The sequence below is a fragment of the Tropicimonas aquimaris genome (genome assembly GCF_042676185.1).
Lineage (GTDB): Bacteria > Pseudomonadota > Alphaproteobacteria > Rhodobacterales > Rhodobacteraceae > Tropicimonas > Tropicimonas aquimaris.
This window is the reverse complement of record NZ_JBHTJT010000007.1, coordinates 51,257-66,560: the sequence shown is the minus strand read 5'-3', so window position 1 is coordinate 66,560 and position 15,304 is coordinate 51,257. Positions and strand designations below refer to the sequence as shown.

Below are 15,304 nucleotides of genomic sequence, written 5' to 3'. Positions count from 1 at the left end.
GGCCCTCCTTATGCGGCGTCCGCAGCCATCTTCTCGGCCTTGGCAACCGCTTCCTCGATATCGCCGACCATGTAGAAGGCGGCTTCGGGCAGGTGGTCGTACTCGCCGGCGACCACGGCCTTGAAGGACGCGATGGTCTTCTCGAGCGGCACCTGCACACCGGGGAAACCGGTGAAGACCTGGGCCACGTCGAAGGGCTGCGACAGGAAGCGCTGGATCTTCCGGGCGCGGGCCACGACCAGCTTGTCCTCTTCCGAGAGCTCGTCCATGCCGAGAATGGCGATGATGTCCTGCAGCGACTTGTAGCGCTGGAGGATACCCTGCACGTCACGGGCCACCTTGTAGTGCTCCTCGCCGAGGACCGCCGGGTCCATCAGGCGCGAGGTGGAGTCGAGCGGGTCCACGGCCGGGTAGATGCCCAGCTCGGAGATCGCACGCGACAGCACGGTGGTGGCGTCGAGGTGGGCGAAGGACGTGGCCGGCGCGGGGTCGGTCAGGTCGTCCGCAGGCACATAGATCGCCTGCACCGAGGTGATCGAGCCGGCCTTGGTCGAGGTGATGCGCTCCTGCAGGGCGCCCATGTCGGTGGCCAGCGTCGGCTGGTAACCCACGGCCGAAGGAATACGGCCGAGAAGCGCCGACACCTCGGAGCCCGCCTGGGTGAAGCGGAAGATGTTGTCGACGAAGAACAGCACGTCGGTCCCGGACTGGTCGCGGAACTGCTCGGCCAGGGTCAGGCCGGACAGGGCGACGCGCATCCGTGCTCCCGGCGGCTCGTTCATCTGGCCGTAGACCAGCGCCACCTTGGAGTCCTCGAGGTTGTCGGGGGTGATAACGCCCGATTCGATCATCTCGTGGTAAAGGTCGTTGCCCTCACGGGTCCGCTCACCAACACCGGCGAACACGGAAAAGCCCGAGTGCACCTTGGCGATGTTGTTGATCAGTTCCATGATGAGGACCGTCTTGCCCACGCCGGCGCCGCCGAACAGGCCGATCTTGCCGCCCTTTGCGTAGGGGGCGAGCAGGTCGACGACCTTGATGCCGGTCACGAGGATTTCAGACTCGGTGGACTGTTCCTTGAACTCCGGCGCCGGCTGGTGGATGGCGCGGTGCTCGTCGGCTACGACGGGCGCGCCTTCGTCCACCGGCTCACCGACGACGTTGAGGATCCGGCCGAGGGTCGCGTTGCCCACCGGAACCATGATCGGGCCCTCGGTGTCCTTCACCGGAGCGCCGCGCACGAGGCCCTCGGTCGCGTCCATGGCGATGGTCCGCACCGTGCTCTCGCCAAGGTGCTGGGCCACTTCCAGCACCAGGCGCTTGCCGTTGTTTTCGGTTTCCAGCGCATTGAGGATTTCGGGCAGGTCGCCGTCGAACTGAACGTCGACGACGGCACCGATGACCTGGGTCACTTTGCCGTTGCTAGCCATGTGTTATGTGTCTCCGGTTTCTCAGAGCGCCTCGGCGCCCGAAATGATTTCGATAAGCTCGTTGGTGATGACGGCCTGACGCGAACGGTTGAACTCGATCGTCAGCTTGTCGATCATCTCGCCGGCGTTGCGGGTCGCGTTGTCCATCGCGGACATGCGCGCGCCCTCTTCCGATGCGGCGTTTTCCAGCAGTGCGGTGAAGATCTGCGTCGAGATCCCCCGCGGCAGCAGGTCGGCAAGCACGCCTTCCTCGCTCGGCTCGTAATCGTAGAGCGCACCGCTGTCGGCACCCTCTTCGGGCGCGTCGAAGGTCGCGGGAATGATCTGCTTGACCTGGGGTTCCTGCGTGATCACCGAAACGAACTTGTTGAAGAAGATGGTGCAGACGTCGAACTCGCCAGCCGTGTAGCGGGCCATCAGGTCGTCGGCGATCCCGGCGGCATCGTCATAGCCAACCTTCTTGACGCCGCTCATGTCGACATGATCGACGAAGTACTGCTTGTACTCCCGCTTGAGCTGTTCGCGGCCCTTCTTGCCGACGGTGATGATCTTGACCGTCTTCCCCGCGGCCACCAGCGCGTCGATCTTGAGGCGCGCGGCCCGCACGATCGTCGAGTTGAAGCCGCCGCAGAGGCCGCGTTCGGAGGTCATCACGACCAGCATGTGCACCTGATCGGAGCCCGTCCCGGCAAGGAGCCGGGGCGCGCTGTCGCTGACGCCGACCGCGGCGGCGAGGCCGCTCATCACGGCCTGCATCCGCTCGGCATAAGGCCGTGCGTTTTCGGCTGCTTCCTGGGCCCGCCGCAGTTTTGCGGCGGCCACCATCTGCATGGCCTTCGTGATCTTTCGCGTCGACTTGACGCTATCGATCCGATTTTTGAGATCCTTGAGGCTGGGCATCTATGCGTTCCTCAGCCTCACGCGAAGCCTTTGGCGTACTCTTCCACCACGGCCTTGATACGGTCGGCGGCATCGCCCTTCACCTTCGGATCTTCCTTGGTGATCCAGTCGAGAAGATCGGCATGCTTGGTCCGGATGAAGGTCAGCAGGCCCGACTCGAAGCGGCCGACATCCCCCACCGGGATCTTGTCGAGGTAGCCGTTCACGCCGGCGAAGATCACGCAGACGATCTCGGCGTTGGTCAGCGGCGAGTACTGCGGCTGCTTCATCAGCTCGGTCAGGCGCGCACCGCGGTTCAGCAGCTGCTGGGTGGCGGCGTCGAGGTCGGAACCGAACTGGGCGAAGGCGGCCATCTCGCGGTACTGCGCGAGTTCCAGCTTCACCGGACCGGCGACCGATTTCATCGCGTTGGTCTGGGCCGAGGAGCCCACGCGCGACACCGACAGACCGGTGTTCACGGCCGGACGGATGCCCTGGTAGAACAGCTCGGTCTCGAGGAAGATCTGGCCGTCGGTGATCGAGATCACGTTGGTCGGAATAAACGCCGACACGTCGCCGCCCTGGGTTTCGATGATCGGCAGCGCGGTCAGCGAGCCGGAACCATGCTCCTCATTGAGCTTGGCCGAGCGCTCGAGAAGCCGCGAGTGCAGGTAGAAAACGTCGCCCGGGTAGGCTTCACGCCCCGGCGGACGGCGCAGCAGCAGCGACATCTGGCGGTAGGACACGGCCTGCTTGGAAAGGTCATCGTAGATGATCAGGGCGTGGCGGCCGTTGTCGCGGTAGAACTCGGCCATGGCGGTCGCGGAATACGGAGCCAGGTACTGCATCGGCGCGGGGTCCGAAGCGGTGGCCGCGACGATCGTGGTGTATTCGATCGCGCCAGTCTCTTCGAGCTTCTTCACCAGCTGCGCAACAGTCGAGCGCTTCTGGCCGATCGCGACGTAGATGCAGTAGAGCTTCTTGCTCTCGTCATCGCCGGCGGCATCGTTGTAGGACTTCTGGTTCAGGATCGTGTCGAGCGCCACGGCGGTCTTGCCGGTCTGACGGTCGCCGATGATCAGCTCGCGCTGGCCACGGCCGATCGGGATCATGGCGTCAACCGACTTGAGGCCGGTTGCCATCGGCTCGTGCACGGATTTACGCGGGATGATGCCGGGAGCCTTCACGTCCGCCACGCGGCGCTCGGAGGTCTCGATGGCGCCCTTGCCGTCGATCGGGTTGCCGAGGCCGTCGACCACGCGGCCGAGCATGGCGTCGCCCACCGGCACGTCCACGATGGCGTTGGTCCGCTTGACGACGTCGCCTTCCTTGATGTCGCGGTCGGAGCCGAAGATCACGACACCGACGTTGTCGATCTCGAGGTTCAGCGCCATGCCCCGGATGCCGCCCGGGAACTCGACCATCTCGCCGGCCTGGATGTTGTCCAGTCCGTGAACGCGGGCAATACCGTCACCGACGGACAGCACGCGGCCGACTTCGGCGACTTCGGCTTCCTGACCGAAGTTCTTGATCTGGTCCTTGAGGATTGCGGAAATTTCCGCAGCTTGCAGTGCCATTACCCGACCTCTTTCATAGCGTTCTGGAGATTGGCGAGTTTCGCGCGGACGGACGTATCGACCATCTTCGAGCCCACCTTGACGATGAGACCGCCGATGAGGCTTTCATCCACGGTCGTGTTCAGTTTGATGTCCTTGCCGAAGCGCGACTTCAGCATCTCGGCTACGGCGCCGGATTGTTCGGCAGAGAGCGGGACGGCGGAGGTCACCTCTGCGGTCACTTCGCCCTTCTCGTCGGCGATCTTTGCGCGCAGCGCCTTGAGCACCAGCGGCAGCGCGAACAGGCGGCGGTTGGACGCCATCAGGCCGAGGCCGTTGCGGGTCACGCCATCGAGGCCCATCTTGTCGGCGACCGCGGTGATCGCGGCGGCCTGTTGTGCGCGGCTGTAGACCGGGGAACCGATCATCGCCTTCAGGTCGTCCGAGGTCTCGAGCGCTTCCGACAGGGAGTCGGTATCGGCTTCAAGAGTGGCAAGCTTGCCCTCGTCCTTGGCCAGTTCGAACAGCGCCTGCGCGTATCGCGCGGCAATGCTGGAGGAAATCGAAGCCGTTTCTGACACGTCCACCCCTCTTGTTGTCGCGCACCGATACACGGCTGTCCGGGCGCATCCTGTTTCGGGCGGCAACCATCGTTCCCCCCATAAATCGAAGAGCGATGTAACAGACCCGTTTCGGCGTCGCAACTCTCTTGACCAAAGCAATTTACCGCTCTTCTCCGGTCGCCTCTCGGCAATTTCCGGCATCAAATTGATCCGATCACGCCCCAAAACTTGCGAAGCCCCGAGAATCCCGTTCCAATTGTGTGCAATTGCATACAGAAAATGCCGCAGCGCGGCAAACCACCCCATTCTGTGCCTCTGCGGCAGATTGCCCTCGTATCGACGCTAACATGGCCGCTGGCGCCCGCGAACAGCGCTGCACCGGCGTCAGGCACGGAGATAGGGCCCCATCGGCGGTCGGCGAGGAGAATCACCGCAGGCAGGGCGCGCTCAGGCCGGTTTCGGCCCCGACGGCGCGTTCACCGCATCCAGCACGCGCAGCGGATCGCGCACCATGTCCTTGACCGCCGCCCCGCCAGGCGTCTGCATCTGCTTGGCGGCCTCGAACAGGAACACCCCGCCCGCGAGCGACGAGGACAGCCGCCGCCCGTACTGCTCCAGCAGCCCCGATGAGCGCAGCCAGAACCGCCGCTCGGAGGGCGGGCCATAGAGCGCCGCGGCGTGGCGCTCGGTGCGGAAGGCGTGGCGCAGGAGCTGCGTCTCGAGCTGGCCCAGAGAATAGGGCCGGCCATAGCCGAAGGGCGTCGCGTCACGCCGCGCCCAGAGCCCGGAGCGGTTCGGCACCACGAAAACAACGCGCCCACCCGGCCCCAGCACCCGGTGGATCTCCTCCAGCAGGTCGGAGGGCCGGTCGGAGGTCTCCAGCCCGTGCATCAGTACCAGCCGATCGACGCTGCCGGTCTCGAGCGGCCAGAGCGTCTCTTCGCTCAGGACCGAGACATTGGGCATTCCCGAGGGCCAGGGCATCACCCCCTGCGGCGCCGGCATGAGGGCGATCACCCTCCGCGCAACGGCGAGGTAGGGACGCAGCAGCGGCACGGCAAAGCCAAAACCCACCACTGTCTGCCCGCGCACCTCGGAGGCCGGCCAGAAGGTTTCCAGCTGATCGCGCACGGCGCGCTGCGCGACACGGCCCAACCGAGTCCTGTAGTAGAATTCCCTCAGGTCCAGCACATCCAGATGCATTGCGCCCGGCCTGCTCCATCTCCATCTTGAGAGACAACCATAACGGCTCCCGAAGAAAAGGAAACGCCATGCCGCTCGAAATCGTCACCGTTCCCTGCCGGGCCGACAACTATGCCTACCTGTTGCACGACGCCGAAACCGGGGCGACCGCCGTGGTGGACGTGCCCGACGCCGCCCCGATCCGCGCCGCCCTCGCGGAGCGCGGCTGGTCGCTCACCGACATCCTGATCACCCACCACCACAACGATCACATCGACGGCGTGGCCGAGCTGAAGGCCGAGACCGGCGCCCGCGTTGTCGGCGCCGCCGCCGATGCCCACCGCCTGCCGCCGCTCGACCTCGCGGTGCGGGAAGGCGACAGCGTCGCGGTGGGAGCGGAGCAGGCGGAGGTGCTCGACGTCTCCGGGCACACCCTCGGCCATATCGCCTTTTCCTTCCCCGGCGCGGTCTTCACCGCCGACAGCCTGATGGCGCTCGGCTGCGGCCGACTCTTCGAGGGCGACGCGCGGACCATGTGGGCCTCGCTCTCCAAGCTCGCCGCCCTGCCGCCGGAGACGCTGGTCTATTCCGGCCACGAATACACCGCCGCCAACGGCGCCTTCGCGGTGACCGTCGACCCGGACAACCCGGCGTTGAAAGAGCGCGTGGCCGACGTCGCCGCCGCCCGCGCCGCCGGCCGCCCGACCGTGCCGTCGGAGCTGTCGCTGGAGCTGGCCACCAACCCGTTCCTTCGCGCCACCGACCCGCAAATGAAGGCGCGCATGGGGATGGCCGGCGCGCCGGATGCGGAGGTCTTTGGCGAGGTCCGACGCCGCAAGGACGCGTTTTGATCGCCTTCCGGGCGAGTGGCCCGCGGCGGTGCCTCGACTCATCGGGCAACGCGGGGCATGCTGGCATCCCGCGCCGCCCTGCCTCTGCGTCAGCGGCCTTCCAGTGCTGCGCCGGACTCTGCGGAGAACCGATCACATTTTGTGCATATGCAGCACGAAGCGGCGTTCGCCGAGAAAAAAGACTTGAAGCCGCGCCAACACCAACCAAACTTTAATATCAAGAGCACAGGCTGGCTGCGGTCCTTCCTCCGCGCATGGCCTACAGGAAAAGGAGCGCGCCCCGTGCCGTCATTTTCGAACACCCTCGAGCAAGCCATCCATGCCGCGCTTGGATTTGCGAATGCCCGTCGTCATGAGCTGGCAACCCTGGAGCACCTGCTCCTTGCGCTGATCGACGAGCCCGACGCAGCCAAGGTCATGCAGGCCTGCGATGTCGACCTCGAAGAACTCCGCGGGAAACTGATGGAGTATATCGAGGAGGACCTGGCGACGCTCGTCACCGAGGTGGAAGGCTCCGAAGCCGTGCCCACCGCCGCCTTCCAGCGGGTGATCCAGCGCGCCGCGATCCACGTTCAATCCTCCGGTCGCACCGAGGTGACTGGCGCCAATGTGCTGGTCGCGATCTTTGCCGAACGCGAGTCGAACGCTGCTTACTTCCTGCAGGAGCAGGACATGACGCGCTATGACGCGGTGAACTTCATCGCCCACGGCGTCGCCAAGAACCCGAGCTTCGGCGAGAGCCGCCCGATCACCGGCGCCAACGAGATGGACGAGGACAGCTCCCGCTCCGAGGACAGCGGCTCCGGCGAGACGGAGCAGAAGGAATCGGCGCTCGCCAAGTATTGCGTGAACCTGAACGCCAAGGCCGAGAAGGGCGATGTCGACCCGCTGATCGGCCGCGACCACGAGGTCGAGCGCTGCATCCAGGTGCTGTGCCGCCGCCGCAAGAACAACCCGCTTCTGGTGGGTGATCCGGGCGTCGGCAAGACCGCCATCGCCGAGGGCCTTGCCCGCAAGATCGTCGCGGGCGAGACGCCGGAAGTGCTCTCCGGCGCCACCATCTTCTCGCTCGACATGGGCGCGCTGCTGGCCGGCACACGCTACCGCGGCGATTTCGAGGAGCGGCTCAAGGCCGTGGTGACGGAGTTGGAGGACCATCCCGACGCCGTGCTCTTCATCGACGAGATCCACACCGTGATCGGAGCCGGCGCCACCTCCGGCGGCGCGATGGATGCCTCCAACCTGCTGAAGCCTGCGCTTCAGGGCGGCAAGCTGCGCTGCATGGGCTCCACCACCTACAAGGAGTTCCGCCAGCACTTCGAGAAGGACCGCGCGCTCTCCCGCCGGTTCCAGAAGATCGACGTGAACGAGCCCTCGGTCGAGGACAGCGTCAAGATCCTCAAGGGCCTCAAGCCCTATTTCGAAAAGCACCACGACATCAAGTACACCGCCGACGCGATCCGGACGGCGGTGGAGCTGTCGGCGCGGTACATGAACGACCGCAAGCTGCCCGACAAGGCGATTGACGTGATCGACGAGGCCGGCGCGGCGCAACATCTCGTGCCCGAAAGCCGGCGGCGCAAGACCATCGGCACCAAGGAGATCGAGGCCGTGGTGGCCAAGATCGCCCGCATCCCGCCCAAGAACGTCTCCAAGGACGATGCGGAGGTGCTCAAGGATCTCGAAGGCACACTCAAGCGCGTGGTGTTCGGCCAGGACAAGGCGATCGAGGCGCTCTCCGCAGCGATCAAGCTGGCGCGCGCCGGCCTGCGGGAGCCCGAGAAGCCGATCGGCAACTACCTGTTCGCCGGCCCCACCGGCGTCGGCAAGACCGAGGTCGCCAAGCAGCTTGCCGACACGCTCGGCGTGGAACTGCTGCGCTTCGACATGTCGGAATACATGGAGAAGCACGCGGTCTCCCGCCTGATCGGCGCGCCTCCGGGCTACGTCGGCTTCGACCAGGGCGGCCTGCTGACTGACGGCGTCGACCAGCACCCGCATTGCGTGCTCCTGCTCGACGAGATCGAGAAGGCGCATCCGGACGTGTTCAACATCCTGCTGCAGGTCATGGACCACGGCACCCTGACCGACCATAACGGCCGGTCGGTGGATTTCCGGAACGTGATCCTGATCATGACCTCGAACGCCGGCGCCTCGGACATGGCCAAGGCCGCTATCGGCTTCGGCCGCGACAAGCGCGAGGGCGAGGACACCGCCGCCATCGAGCGGACCTTCACGCCGGAATTCCGCAACCGCCTCGACGCGGTGGTGAGCTTCGCGCCGCTCGGCAAGGACGTGATCCTGCAGGTGGTCGAGAAGTTCGTGCTGCAGCTCGAAGCCCAGCTGATGGACCGCAACGTCACCATCGAGCTGACCAAACCGGCGGCCGAATGGCTCGCCGACAAGGGCTACGACGACAAGATGGGCGCCCGCCCGCTCGGCCGGGTGATCCAGGAGCATATCAAGAAGCCGCTGGCCGAGGAACTGCTCTTCGGCAAGCTGACCAAGGGCGGCATCGTCAAGGTCGGCGTCAAGGACGGCGAGCTGGAACTCACCGTCGAGGAACCGGGCAAGCTGCGCCTCTCGGCGCGCAAGCCCCCGCTCCTCACCGCGGATTGACCGGCTTGACCCCAGAAACACGGACAGGGCGCCTCCGGGCGCCCTTTCTGCGTGCGGCCCTCGCCTGCGCCGCCACTGCCCTGCCCGCCAGCGCCGAGCCGCCCGCGCTCGGCCTGCCGATCGACTGCACCTTCGGCGAGACCTGCTACATCCAGCAATATGTCGACCGTGATCCGGGGCCGGGCCAGCGGGATGTCGGGTGCAACGGGCTGGCCAACGACGGCCACAAGGGCACCGATTTCGGAATCCCGACGCTGGCGGACATGGCCGCTGGCGTGCCGGTGATCGCCGCCGCCCCCGGCGTCGTGCGCGGGGTGCGTGACGGTATGCCCGACATCGACACCACCGATCCCGCCGCGCCAAACGTCTCGGGCCGCGAATGCGGCAACGGCGTCGCGATCGACCACGGCGACGGCTGGGAGACCCAGTATTGCCACATGCGCAATGGCAGCCTCGCCGTGAAACAGGGCCAGCAGGTGGCGCGCGGCGAGGTGCTCGGTCTCGTCGGGATGAGCGGCGAGGCGACCTTCCCGCATGTCCATTTCTCGGTCCGCGAGGGCAACGCCGTCATCGACCCCTTCAACCCGGACATGACCCGCGACTGCGGCGCCGCCGACGACGGGCTTTGGCTCGCCGCCCCGCCCTACCGCGACGGCGGCCTGCTCGCGGCGGGCATTCTCGACCGGGTGCCGAGCTACGAGGAGGTCAAGGCCGGCCTGCCACTCCAAGCCCTGCCCGAAGGCGCGCCCGCGGCGCTCGTCGTCTGGGGCTATGCCTATGCGGGCCTCGAGGGCGACGTGGTGGAGATCGTGCTCGACGCCCCGGACGACGCCCCGCCCCGCAGCCACAGCGAGGCGCTGCCGCGCTGGCAGCCGTTCTTCTATCGCGCCTGGGGCATTCGCGCGCCCGAGGGCGGCTTCGCGCCCGGGGCCTACCGCGGCGAGGTGGTGCACAGGCGCGGCGAGAATGTGCTCGACCGCCGCGAAATCCGCTTCGAGCTTCCCGCCCCCTAGCGTTCGGTCAGCTTCAGCTCGATCCGCCGGTTCTGCGCCCGCGCCTCCGGCGTGTCGGCCGGGTTGATCGGCTGGAACTCCCCGAACCCGTTGGCCGCCAGCCGCTCCGGCGGGAAGCCGAGCCCCTGTGTCATGTAGCGCACCACCGAGAGCGCCCGCGCCTGGCTCAGCTCCCAGTTGTCGCGGTATTGCCCGCCCAGCACCGGCGTGTCGTCGGTGTGGCCGTCGACCCGGATCACCCAGTCGATGCCTTCCGGAATGTCGCCGGACACGTCGGAGAGGATGCCGGCGACGCCGGCGATCTGCTCGCGGCCCGCAGCGCTGATCTCGGCCGAACCCGGCTCGAACAGCACCTCGGAGGAAAAAACGAACCGGTCGCCCTCGATCCGCACGCCTTCGCGCCCGCCGAGAATCCGGCGCAGCTCGCCGAAGAACTCGGAGCGGTAATTGGCGAGGTCCTTCTTCTCCTCTTCCAGCCGGAGCTTCTCCTCCTCCAGCCGCTTGCGTTCCGCCTCTTCCAGCCGCACCCGCGCATCCTGTTCCAGCGCAAGCTGCGCCATGGCGCGGTTCAGCCGGGCGCCGAAATCCTGCACCTGCGCCTGCGATTCAACATCGCGGGCCTCGGCGGCGTCCAGCAGCCCCTGCAGCTGCCCAAGATCGCGGCGCAGGGCGGCGACCTGCTGGTTGAGCAGCGTGACCTTGCGCTGGCTCTCCTCCGACTGCGCCTCCTCCTGGCTGAGCTGGGTGCGGGCGGCGGCGAGCAGCGCGGCGCGGCGCTCGGCCAGGCTCTGCGCGTCCTGCGCCTCGGTCTCGGCGGCGAGCTTGGCGGCCAGCGCGGCGGCAAGGCGGTTGCGGATGTCCTCGGCATTGCCGTTGGCGTCGCGCAGGCTCTCGTTCTCGGCGGCGAGCCGGGCCAGTTCGCTGCGCAGCCCGGCAAGGTCGTCCGACAGCGTCTCGATCGTCCGCTGCGCCTCGGCCAGCGCCTGCGCACTGCCGGCGCCGTCGGCCACCGCCGTGTCGCGTTCCTCGGTCAGCCGCGCCACGGCCGCGCGCTCGGCTTCCAGCTCCTGCGTGCGGGCGGCCAGCGCCGCCTCGGCCTCGGCCAGCGCAGCGGTGTCCGCCTCGGCGGTCGAGAGCCGCGCCTCCAGCGCCGCGCCCCGCGAGCGCAGGTTGGTGAGCTCGCTTGCCAGCTGGGCTATCTGTGCCTCGGCCGCAGCCAACGCCTCCGCGTTCGAAACCTCGCCACCCCGCGCCTGTTCCAGCGCCGCGGTCAGCCGGGCGCGCTCCGCCTCTGCCGCGGCCAGCGCGTCGCGCATCCGGGCGGCTTCCGCCTGCGCCTCGGCCAGCGCGGCGGCCCGGGCCTCGCCCTCCTCGGTGCGGGCCAGGAGCTGGCTCTCGAGATCGGTCCCCGACAGTAGCGCCGCCGCCAGTTTCTCGTTCAGTTCGGCTTCCGCCGATTCCGCCGCCGCCAGCAAGGTCAGAGTCTCCTCGGCGCGCCGGCGCTGCTCCTCGAGCGCCAGCGTCATCGCGGTCAGCTCGTCTTCCGCGCCCGCCAGCTTCTCACGCAGCGCCTGCGCCGCGGCCGCCTCGGCCAGCCGCGCGGCCTCCTCGTCGCCGAGCTCGGCGCTCAGGCTGTCGCGCTCGGCCTCCAGGTCGGCCACCAAGGCCTCCAGCGCCTCGCGCCGCGCTGCCGCCAGCCGCGCCGCCTCGGCGCTCGCGTCGATCTCGCTCCGAGCGCTGGCCAGCGCCGTCTCCAGCGAGCTGCGGGTCTGTTCCAGGTCGGCCACCTCGCCGCGGGCGTCGTCGCGCTCGATCAGAAGCTGCGCCACCTGCGCCTCGAAATCGGTGATCCGCGTCGCCGCCTCGGCCAGCGCGTCCTGCTGCTCGCCCACCTGTGCTGTCAGCGAGGCGATCAGCGCCGACTGCGCATCCGCATCCTGCTGCGCCTGCGCCAGCGTGTCGTCCAGCAGGCCCACCTGCCGCTCCAGGTCGGCGCTGCGGTCCTGCTCGAAGCCGAGCGCGTCGGCGAGCTGCGCCACCTCCTCGGTCAGGATGTCGAGCTCGCTCTCCTGCCCGGTGATCGTCTCGCGCAACATGAACTGCACGATCATGAAGATCGACAGCACGAACATCAGCACGAGCAGCAACGCCGTCATGGCATCGACGAACCCGGGCCAGATCGAGGCCGAGAAGCGGTCCGTCCTGCGGCTTCGGAGGGCCATACGCTACTCCCGAGGCTCGCGCGGCTCGCGCTGGATGACCCGGGACGAGCCCTGTTCCGGCTGCGGATAGACGAGGTTGCGCAGCTTGCGTACCTCGCGGGTCAGCGTCGAGATGTCGGCGCGCAGGTCGGCCACGGTTTCCTGCCGGCCCGCCGCGATCTCCTCGAGGATGCGTAGCAGCTGCACGTCGATCGAGCGCAGGCGCATCCGGCTCTCGGCATCGGCGCCGCTGTCGATCATCTCGCCTTCCTGGGTCCGGCCGCTGGCGGTCCGGTGCAGCACCTGCTGCTGGGTCTCGACCATGCGTTCCTGCCCCTCGGCGATGCGCTCCAGCAGGTCGGTGCTGCGGTCGCCGTGCTGCATGGCGCGGGTCAGCGAGGTCACCGCGACGGCCACCTCGGACAGCCTGTCGTCCACCATCGCCCGGCTGACATCGGACTGGGTGAACATCTCGCGCATTGCCTCCATCTGCTCGGCCATGTGGTCGAGCACGGCGATCAGCGCGCCGGCCTCTCCGCTCACGTCACCCTCGGCGCCGGCAAAGCCGAGCCGGGTGATCGAGCTGAGCCATTCCTCCAGCTCGCGGTAGAACCGGTTCTGCCCGCGCGAGGCAAAGAGCTCCAGCAGCCCCACGACGAGCGAGCCTGCCAAGCCCAGCAGCGACGAGCTGAACGCGGTGCCCATGCCCCCGAGCTGCGCTTCCAGACCGCTCATCAGTTTCTCGAAGACCTCGACGCCGGTCTCGCCCTCCTGCGGGGCGAGCGAGCGGATGGTCTCCACCACCGCCGGAACGGTCGTGGCGAGGCCGTAGAAGGTGCCGAGAAGACCAAGAAAGATCAACAGGTTGACGATATAGCGGGTGATGTCCCGCCCCTCGTCGATCCGGGTCGCCACCGATTCGAGGATCGAGGAGGCGGAGGTCGAGGAGATCTGCCGGTTGACCCCGCGCGAACGCAGCAGCGCCGCCAGCGGCGCCAGCAGCCTCGGCGCCGGGCTGTCCGCTGCGGACTGGTGGTCGCGGGCGAAGGCCTCGATCCAACGGACAGAGGAGCTGAGCTGGGCCACCTGCAGGAAGCAGGCAAGGATGCCGAAGAGGAAAACCAGCCCGATCGTGCCGTTCAGCCATGGGTTGGCAAGGAACACCGGCTTGACGCTGGGAAAGATGATCCAGCCCCCCGCGCCGACGAGGCCGCAGACCACCAGCATCTGGACGATCTGGCGGACGGGCTGCGAGAAATGCGTATACGCGGAGGAATCACTCAACGTCGGTCTTCCGGGACTGTGGCAACATCGCCCGCACGATAGGAGTGCAGTCGCAGAATGCCAATGACCCGCACGCGATCAGCGGCGGGGCGATGCGGTGAGGGCACGCACCCGCGCGGCCAGCCAGTCGAGGTCCGGATCGGCAAGGCCCAGCTCGGTCAGGTGCTCGGCGGTGTTGTAGAGATAGTCGCAATTGGGCCCGCGGTCGCCGCAGGCGCGGGCGATGATCCGGGCCTGCGCCTCCAGCTCCAGCGCGCCGCAATACTGGACGTGGTCTCGGTCGACCACATAGGCCAGCGCCGTCACCACCCGCCCGTCGCGCAACCGCAGGGTGACCAGCTCCTCCAGATAGGCCGAGGAAATCAGCTCGCGCTCGCGAAGGGCGGCCAGGGTCTCGGCCTCCTGCCCTGGCACCACCCGGAACGCCAGCCCGTCGCATTGCCCGCCCTCGGCGGCGTCGAGCGCCAGCACCAGCCCCGGCGAGGCCTCGGTGCCGCGATGGTGGATCGAGGACATGCAGAACGCCCGGTGATAGCCGGTGAGCCGCGCCACCGCCTGCTCCTCCACAGCGAAGCCCGGATGCCAGATCAGGCTGCCGTAGCCGAAGACCCAGAGCGGTTTGCTGAGATCGATTTCCTGAAGCATGGCTGTTCCCTCGCGCGTCGGAGGGTGTAAACCGCAATTCGGAGCGAAGCGAAAGGGGCCGAGGCAGCACGATGAAACCGATCCGACTTCTGTGGCTGACGCTGCTGGTGGCACTTGCCTGGAGCGCCTGGTGGGGCTGGGGCGCGTGGCGGGCGAAATCCGATCTGGTGGGCTGGATGGAGGCGCGGCGGGCCGATGGCTGGCAAGCGGAATGGGCCGACGTCTCGGTCGCCGGCTACCCGACCCGGATCGACCGCACGATCACCGACATCACGCTGGCCAACACCGAGGCCGGCTGGGTCTGGAACGCGCCCTTCGTGCAGATCCTCGGGCTGAACTACGAAAAGGACCACGTGATCCTGGTCTGGCCGGACAGCATGACGCTGCAGACACCCCGGGAGCGCATCGCCATTGGCGGCGAGGAGCTGCGCGGAAGCCTGACCTTCCGGCCCGGCCCGGCGCGGGAGCTCGACGAGGCGGTGCTGGTGTTCCGCGACCTCACGCTCGCCTCCGATGCCGGCTGGACCTCTGCCGTCGCCGAGGCGCGGCTGGCGACCCGGCCGGTGGAGAGCGAGAGCGTCGCGCAGCAGATCGGCCTCGAGATCACCGGCCTGCGTCCGCGTGCGCCGATGATGCAGCGGATGGCCGAGCGCGGGCTGGTGCCCGGCACCATCGAGACGCTCTCGGCCGATCTGGTGGTGACCTTCGACGGCCCTTGGGACCGCAGCGCACTGGAACAGGCGCGCCCGCAGCCGCGCGAGATCGAGGTTCGCAACGTCGCAGCAAACTGGGGCCGGCTGGAACTGCGGGTCGCGGGCGATCTCACGGTCGGCCCGGACGGGCTGGCCAGCGGCGACCTGCTGGTGAAGGCGACCAACTGGGAAGAGATCCTCGAAGTCGCCCGCGAAAGCGGCGCCCTGCCCGACGGGATCGCCGATACCGTGGAATCGGCGCTGAGGCTGGTGAGCGGCCTCGCCGGCAGCTCCAGCACGCTCGACATTCCCGTCACCCTGTCGGACGGGCGGATGCGGATGGGGCCGGTGCCGCTGGGCGCGGCGCCGCGGCTCCGGATTCCCTGACC

Annotated in this window: 12 protein-coding genes; 4 read left to right on the top strand and 8 right to left on the bottom strand. The window is 67.8% G+C overall.

Going from position 1 to position 15,304, the window contains the following annotated elements:
- Nucleotides 1-8 precede the first annotated feature (8 nt).
- The 5 genes from atpD to ACFQ2S_RS03935 all read right to left on the bottom strand — a co-directional run bounded on the left by atpD (nucleotide 9) and on the right by ACFQ2S_RS03935 (nucleotide 5,631).
- Complete coding sequence (gene atpD, locus ACFQ2S_RS03955; RefSeq protein ID WP_386072894.1) at nucleotides 9-1,430, bottom strand: F0F1 ATP synthase subunit beta; 1,422 nt, start codon at nucleotides 1,428-1,430, stop codon at nucleotides 9-11.
- A gap of 21 nt (nucleotides 1,431-1,451) precedes the next feature.
- On the bottom strand, nucleotides 1,452-2,330 hold the full coding sequence (locus ACFQ2S_RS03950; RefSeq protein ID WP_386072893.1) for a F0F1 ATP synthase subunit gamma: 879 nt from the start codon (nucleotides 2,328-2,330) through the stop codon (nucleotides 1,452-1,454).
- Nucleotides 2,331-2,347: 17 nt separating this feature from the next.
- Nucleotides 2,348-3,886, bottom strand: a complete 1,539-nt coding sequence (atpA, locus tag ACFQ2S_RS03945) for a F0F1 ATP synthase subunit alpha (RefSeq protein WP_386072891.1) — start codon at nucleotides 3,884-3,886, stop codon at nucleotides 2,348-2,350.
- On the bottom strand, nucleotides 3,886-4,446 hold the full coding sequence (locus ACFQ2S_RS03940; protein WP_386073625.1) for a F0F1 ATP synthase subunit delta: 561 nt from the start codon (nucleotides 4,444-4,446) through the stop codon (nucleotides 3,886-3,888). The genes atpA and ACFQ2S_RS03940 overlap by 1 nt, the downstream gene beginning before the upstream one ends.
- A gap of 429 nt (nucleotides 4,447-4,875) precedes the next feature.
- Nucleotides 4,876-5,631 (bottom strand): methyltransferase domain-containing protein, encoded by a 756-nt coding sequence (locus ACFQ2S_RS03935; RefSeq protein WP_386072889.1) that lies wholly within the window; start codon nucleotides 5,629-5,631, stop codon nucleotides 4,876-4,878.
- Nucleotides 5,632-5,699: 68 nt separating this feature from the next.
- On the opposite strand from ACFQ2S_RS03935, the gene gloB reads away from it, so the two are divergent.
- The 3 genes from gloB (at nucleotide 5,700) to ACFQ2S_RS03920 (ending at nucleotide 10,093) form a co-directional block, all read left to right on the top strand.
- Nucleotides 5,700-6,461, top strand: a complete 762-nt coding sequence (gloB, locus tag ACFQ2S_RS03930) for a hydroxyacylglutathione hydrolase (RefSeq protein WP_386072887.1) — start codon at nucleotides 5,700-5,702, stop codon at nucleotides 6,459-6,461.
- A gap of 282 nt (nucleotides 6,462-6,743) precedes the next feature.
- Entirely contained in the window at nucleotides 6,744-9,080 is a 2,337-nt protein-coding gene (gene clpA, locus ACFQ2S_RS03925) for an ATP-dependent Clp protease ATP-binding subunit ClpA (RefSeq protein ID WP_386072885.1), read from the top strand.
- Nucleotides 9,081-9,085: 5 nt separating this feature from the next.
- A complete protein-coding gene (locus ACFQ2S_RS03920; protein WP_386072883.1) occupies nucleotides 9,086-10,093 on the top strand; it encodes a M23 family metallopeptidase in 1,008 nt (335 codons plus the stop codon).
- Here the strand turns inward: ACFQ2S_RS03920 and ACFQ2S_RS03915 are convergent.
- The 3 genes from ACFQ2S_RS03915 to ACFQ2S_RS03905 form a co-directional block, all read right to left on the bottom strand.
- Nucleotides 10,090-12,315 (bottom strand): peptidoglycan -binding protein, encoded by a 2,226-nt coding sequence (locus tag ACFQ2S_RS03915; protein WP_386072881.1) that lies wholly within the window; start codon nucleotides 12,313-12,315, stop codon nucleotides 10,090-10,092. The genes ACFQ2S_RS03920 and ACFQ2S_RS03915 overlap by 4 nt on opposite strands.
- Before the next feature lie 3 nt (nucleotides 12,316-12,318).
- Complete coding sequence (locus ACFQ2S_RS03910; protein WP_386073624.1) at nucleotides 12,319-13,521, bottom strand: biopolymer transporter ExbB; 1,203 nt, start codon at nucleotides 13,519-13,521, stop codon at nucleotides 12,319-12,321.
- Between the two features lie 135 nt (nucleotides 13,522-13,656).
- A complete protein-coding gene (locus ACFQ2S_RS03905) occupies nucleotides 13,657-14,223 on the bottom strand; it encodes a gamma-glutamylcyclotransferase (RefSeq protein WP_386072879.1) in 567 nt (188 codons plus the stop codon).
- 71 nt (nucleotides 14,224-14,294) lie between these two features.
- On the opposite strand from ACFQ2S_RS03905, the gene ACFQ2S_RS03900 reads away from it, so the two are divergent.
- Nucleotides 14,295-15,302 carry a DUF2125 domain-containing protein gene (locus tag ACFQ2S_RS03900; protein ID WP_386072877.1) on the top strand — a complete coding sequence of 336 codons (1,008 nt, stop codon included), beginning with the start codon at nucleotides 14,295-14,297 and terminating at the stop codon, nucleotides 15,300-15,302.
- Nucleotides 15,303-15,304: the final 2 nt, after the last annotated feature.

Bases quoted from the DNA above. Each gene is read 5' to 3' on its own strand.
- atpD (WP_386072894.1), bottom strand. From the start codon at position 1,430: ATGGCTAGCAACGGCAAAGTGACCCAGGTCATCGGTGCCGTCGTCGAC.
- ACFQ2S_RS03935 (WP_386072889.1), bottom strand. From the start codon at position 5,631: ATGCATCTGGATGTGCTGGACCTGAGGGAATTCTACTACAGGACTCGG.
- ACFQ2S_RS03950 (WP_386072893.1), bottom strand. From the start codon at position 2,330: ATGCCCAGCCTCAAGGATCTCAAAAATCGGATCGATAGCGTCAAGTCG.
- ACFQ2S_RS03910 (WP_386073624.1), bottom strand. From the start codon at position 13,521: ATGCTGGTGGTCTGCGGCCTCGTCGGCGCGGGGGGCTGGATCATCTTT.
- gloB (WP_386072887.1), top strand. From the start codon at position 5,700: ATGCCGCTCGAAATCGTCACCGTTCCCTGCCGGGCCGACAACTATGCC.
- atpA (WP_386072891.1), bottom strand. From the start codon at position 3,886: ATGGCACTGCAAGCTGCGGAAATTTCCGCAATCCTCAAGGACCAGATC.
- ACFQ2S_RS03915 (WP_386072881.1), bottom strand. From the start codon at position 12,315: ATGGCCCTCCGAAGCCGCAGGACGGACCGCTTCTCGGCCTCGATCTGG.
- ACFQ2S_RS03900 (WP_386072877.1), top strand. From the start codon at position 14,295: ATGAAACCGATCCGACTTCTGTGGCTGACGCTGCTGGTGGCACTTGCC.
- ACFQ2S_RS03905 (WP_386072879.1), bottom strand. From the start codon at position 14,223: ATGCTTCAGGAAATCGATCTCAGCAAACCGCTCTGGGTCTTCGGCTAC.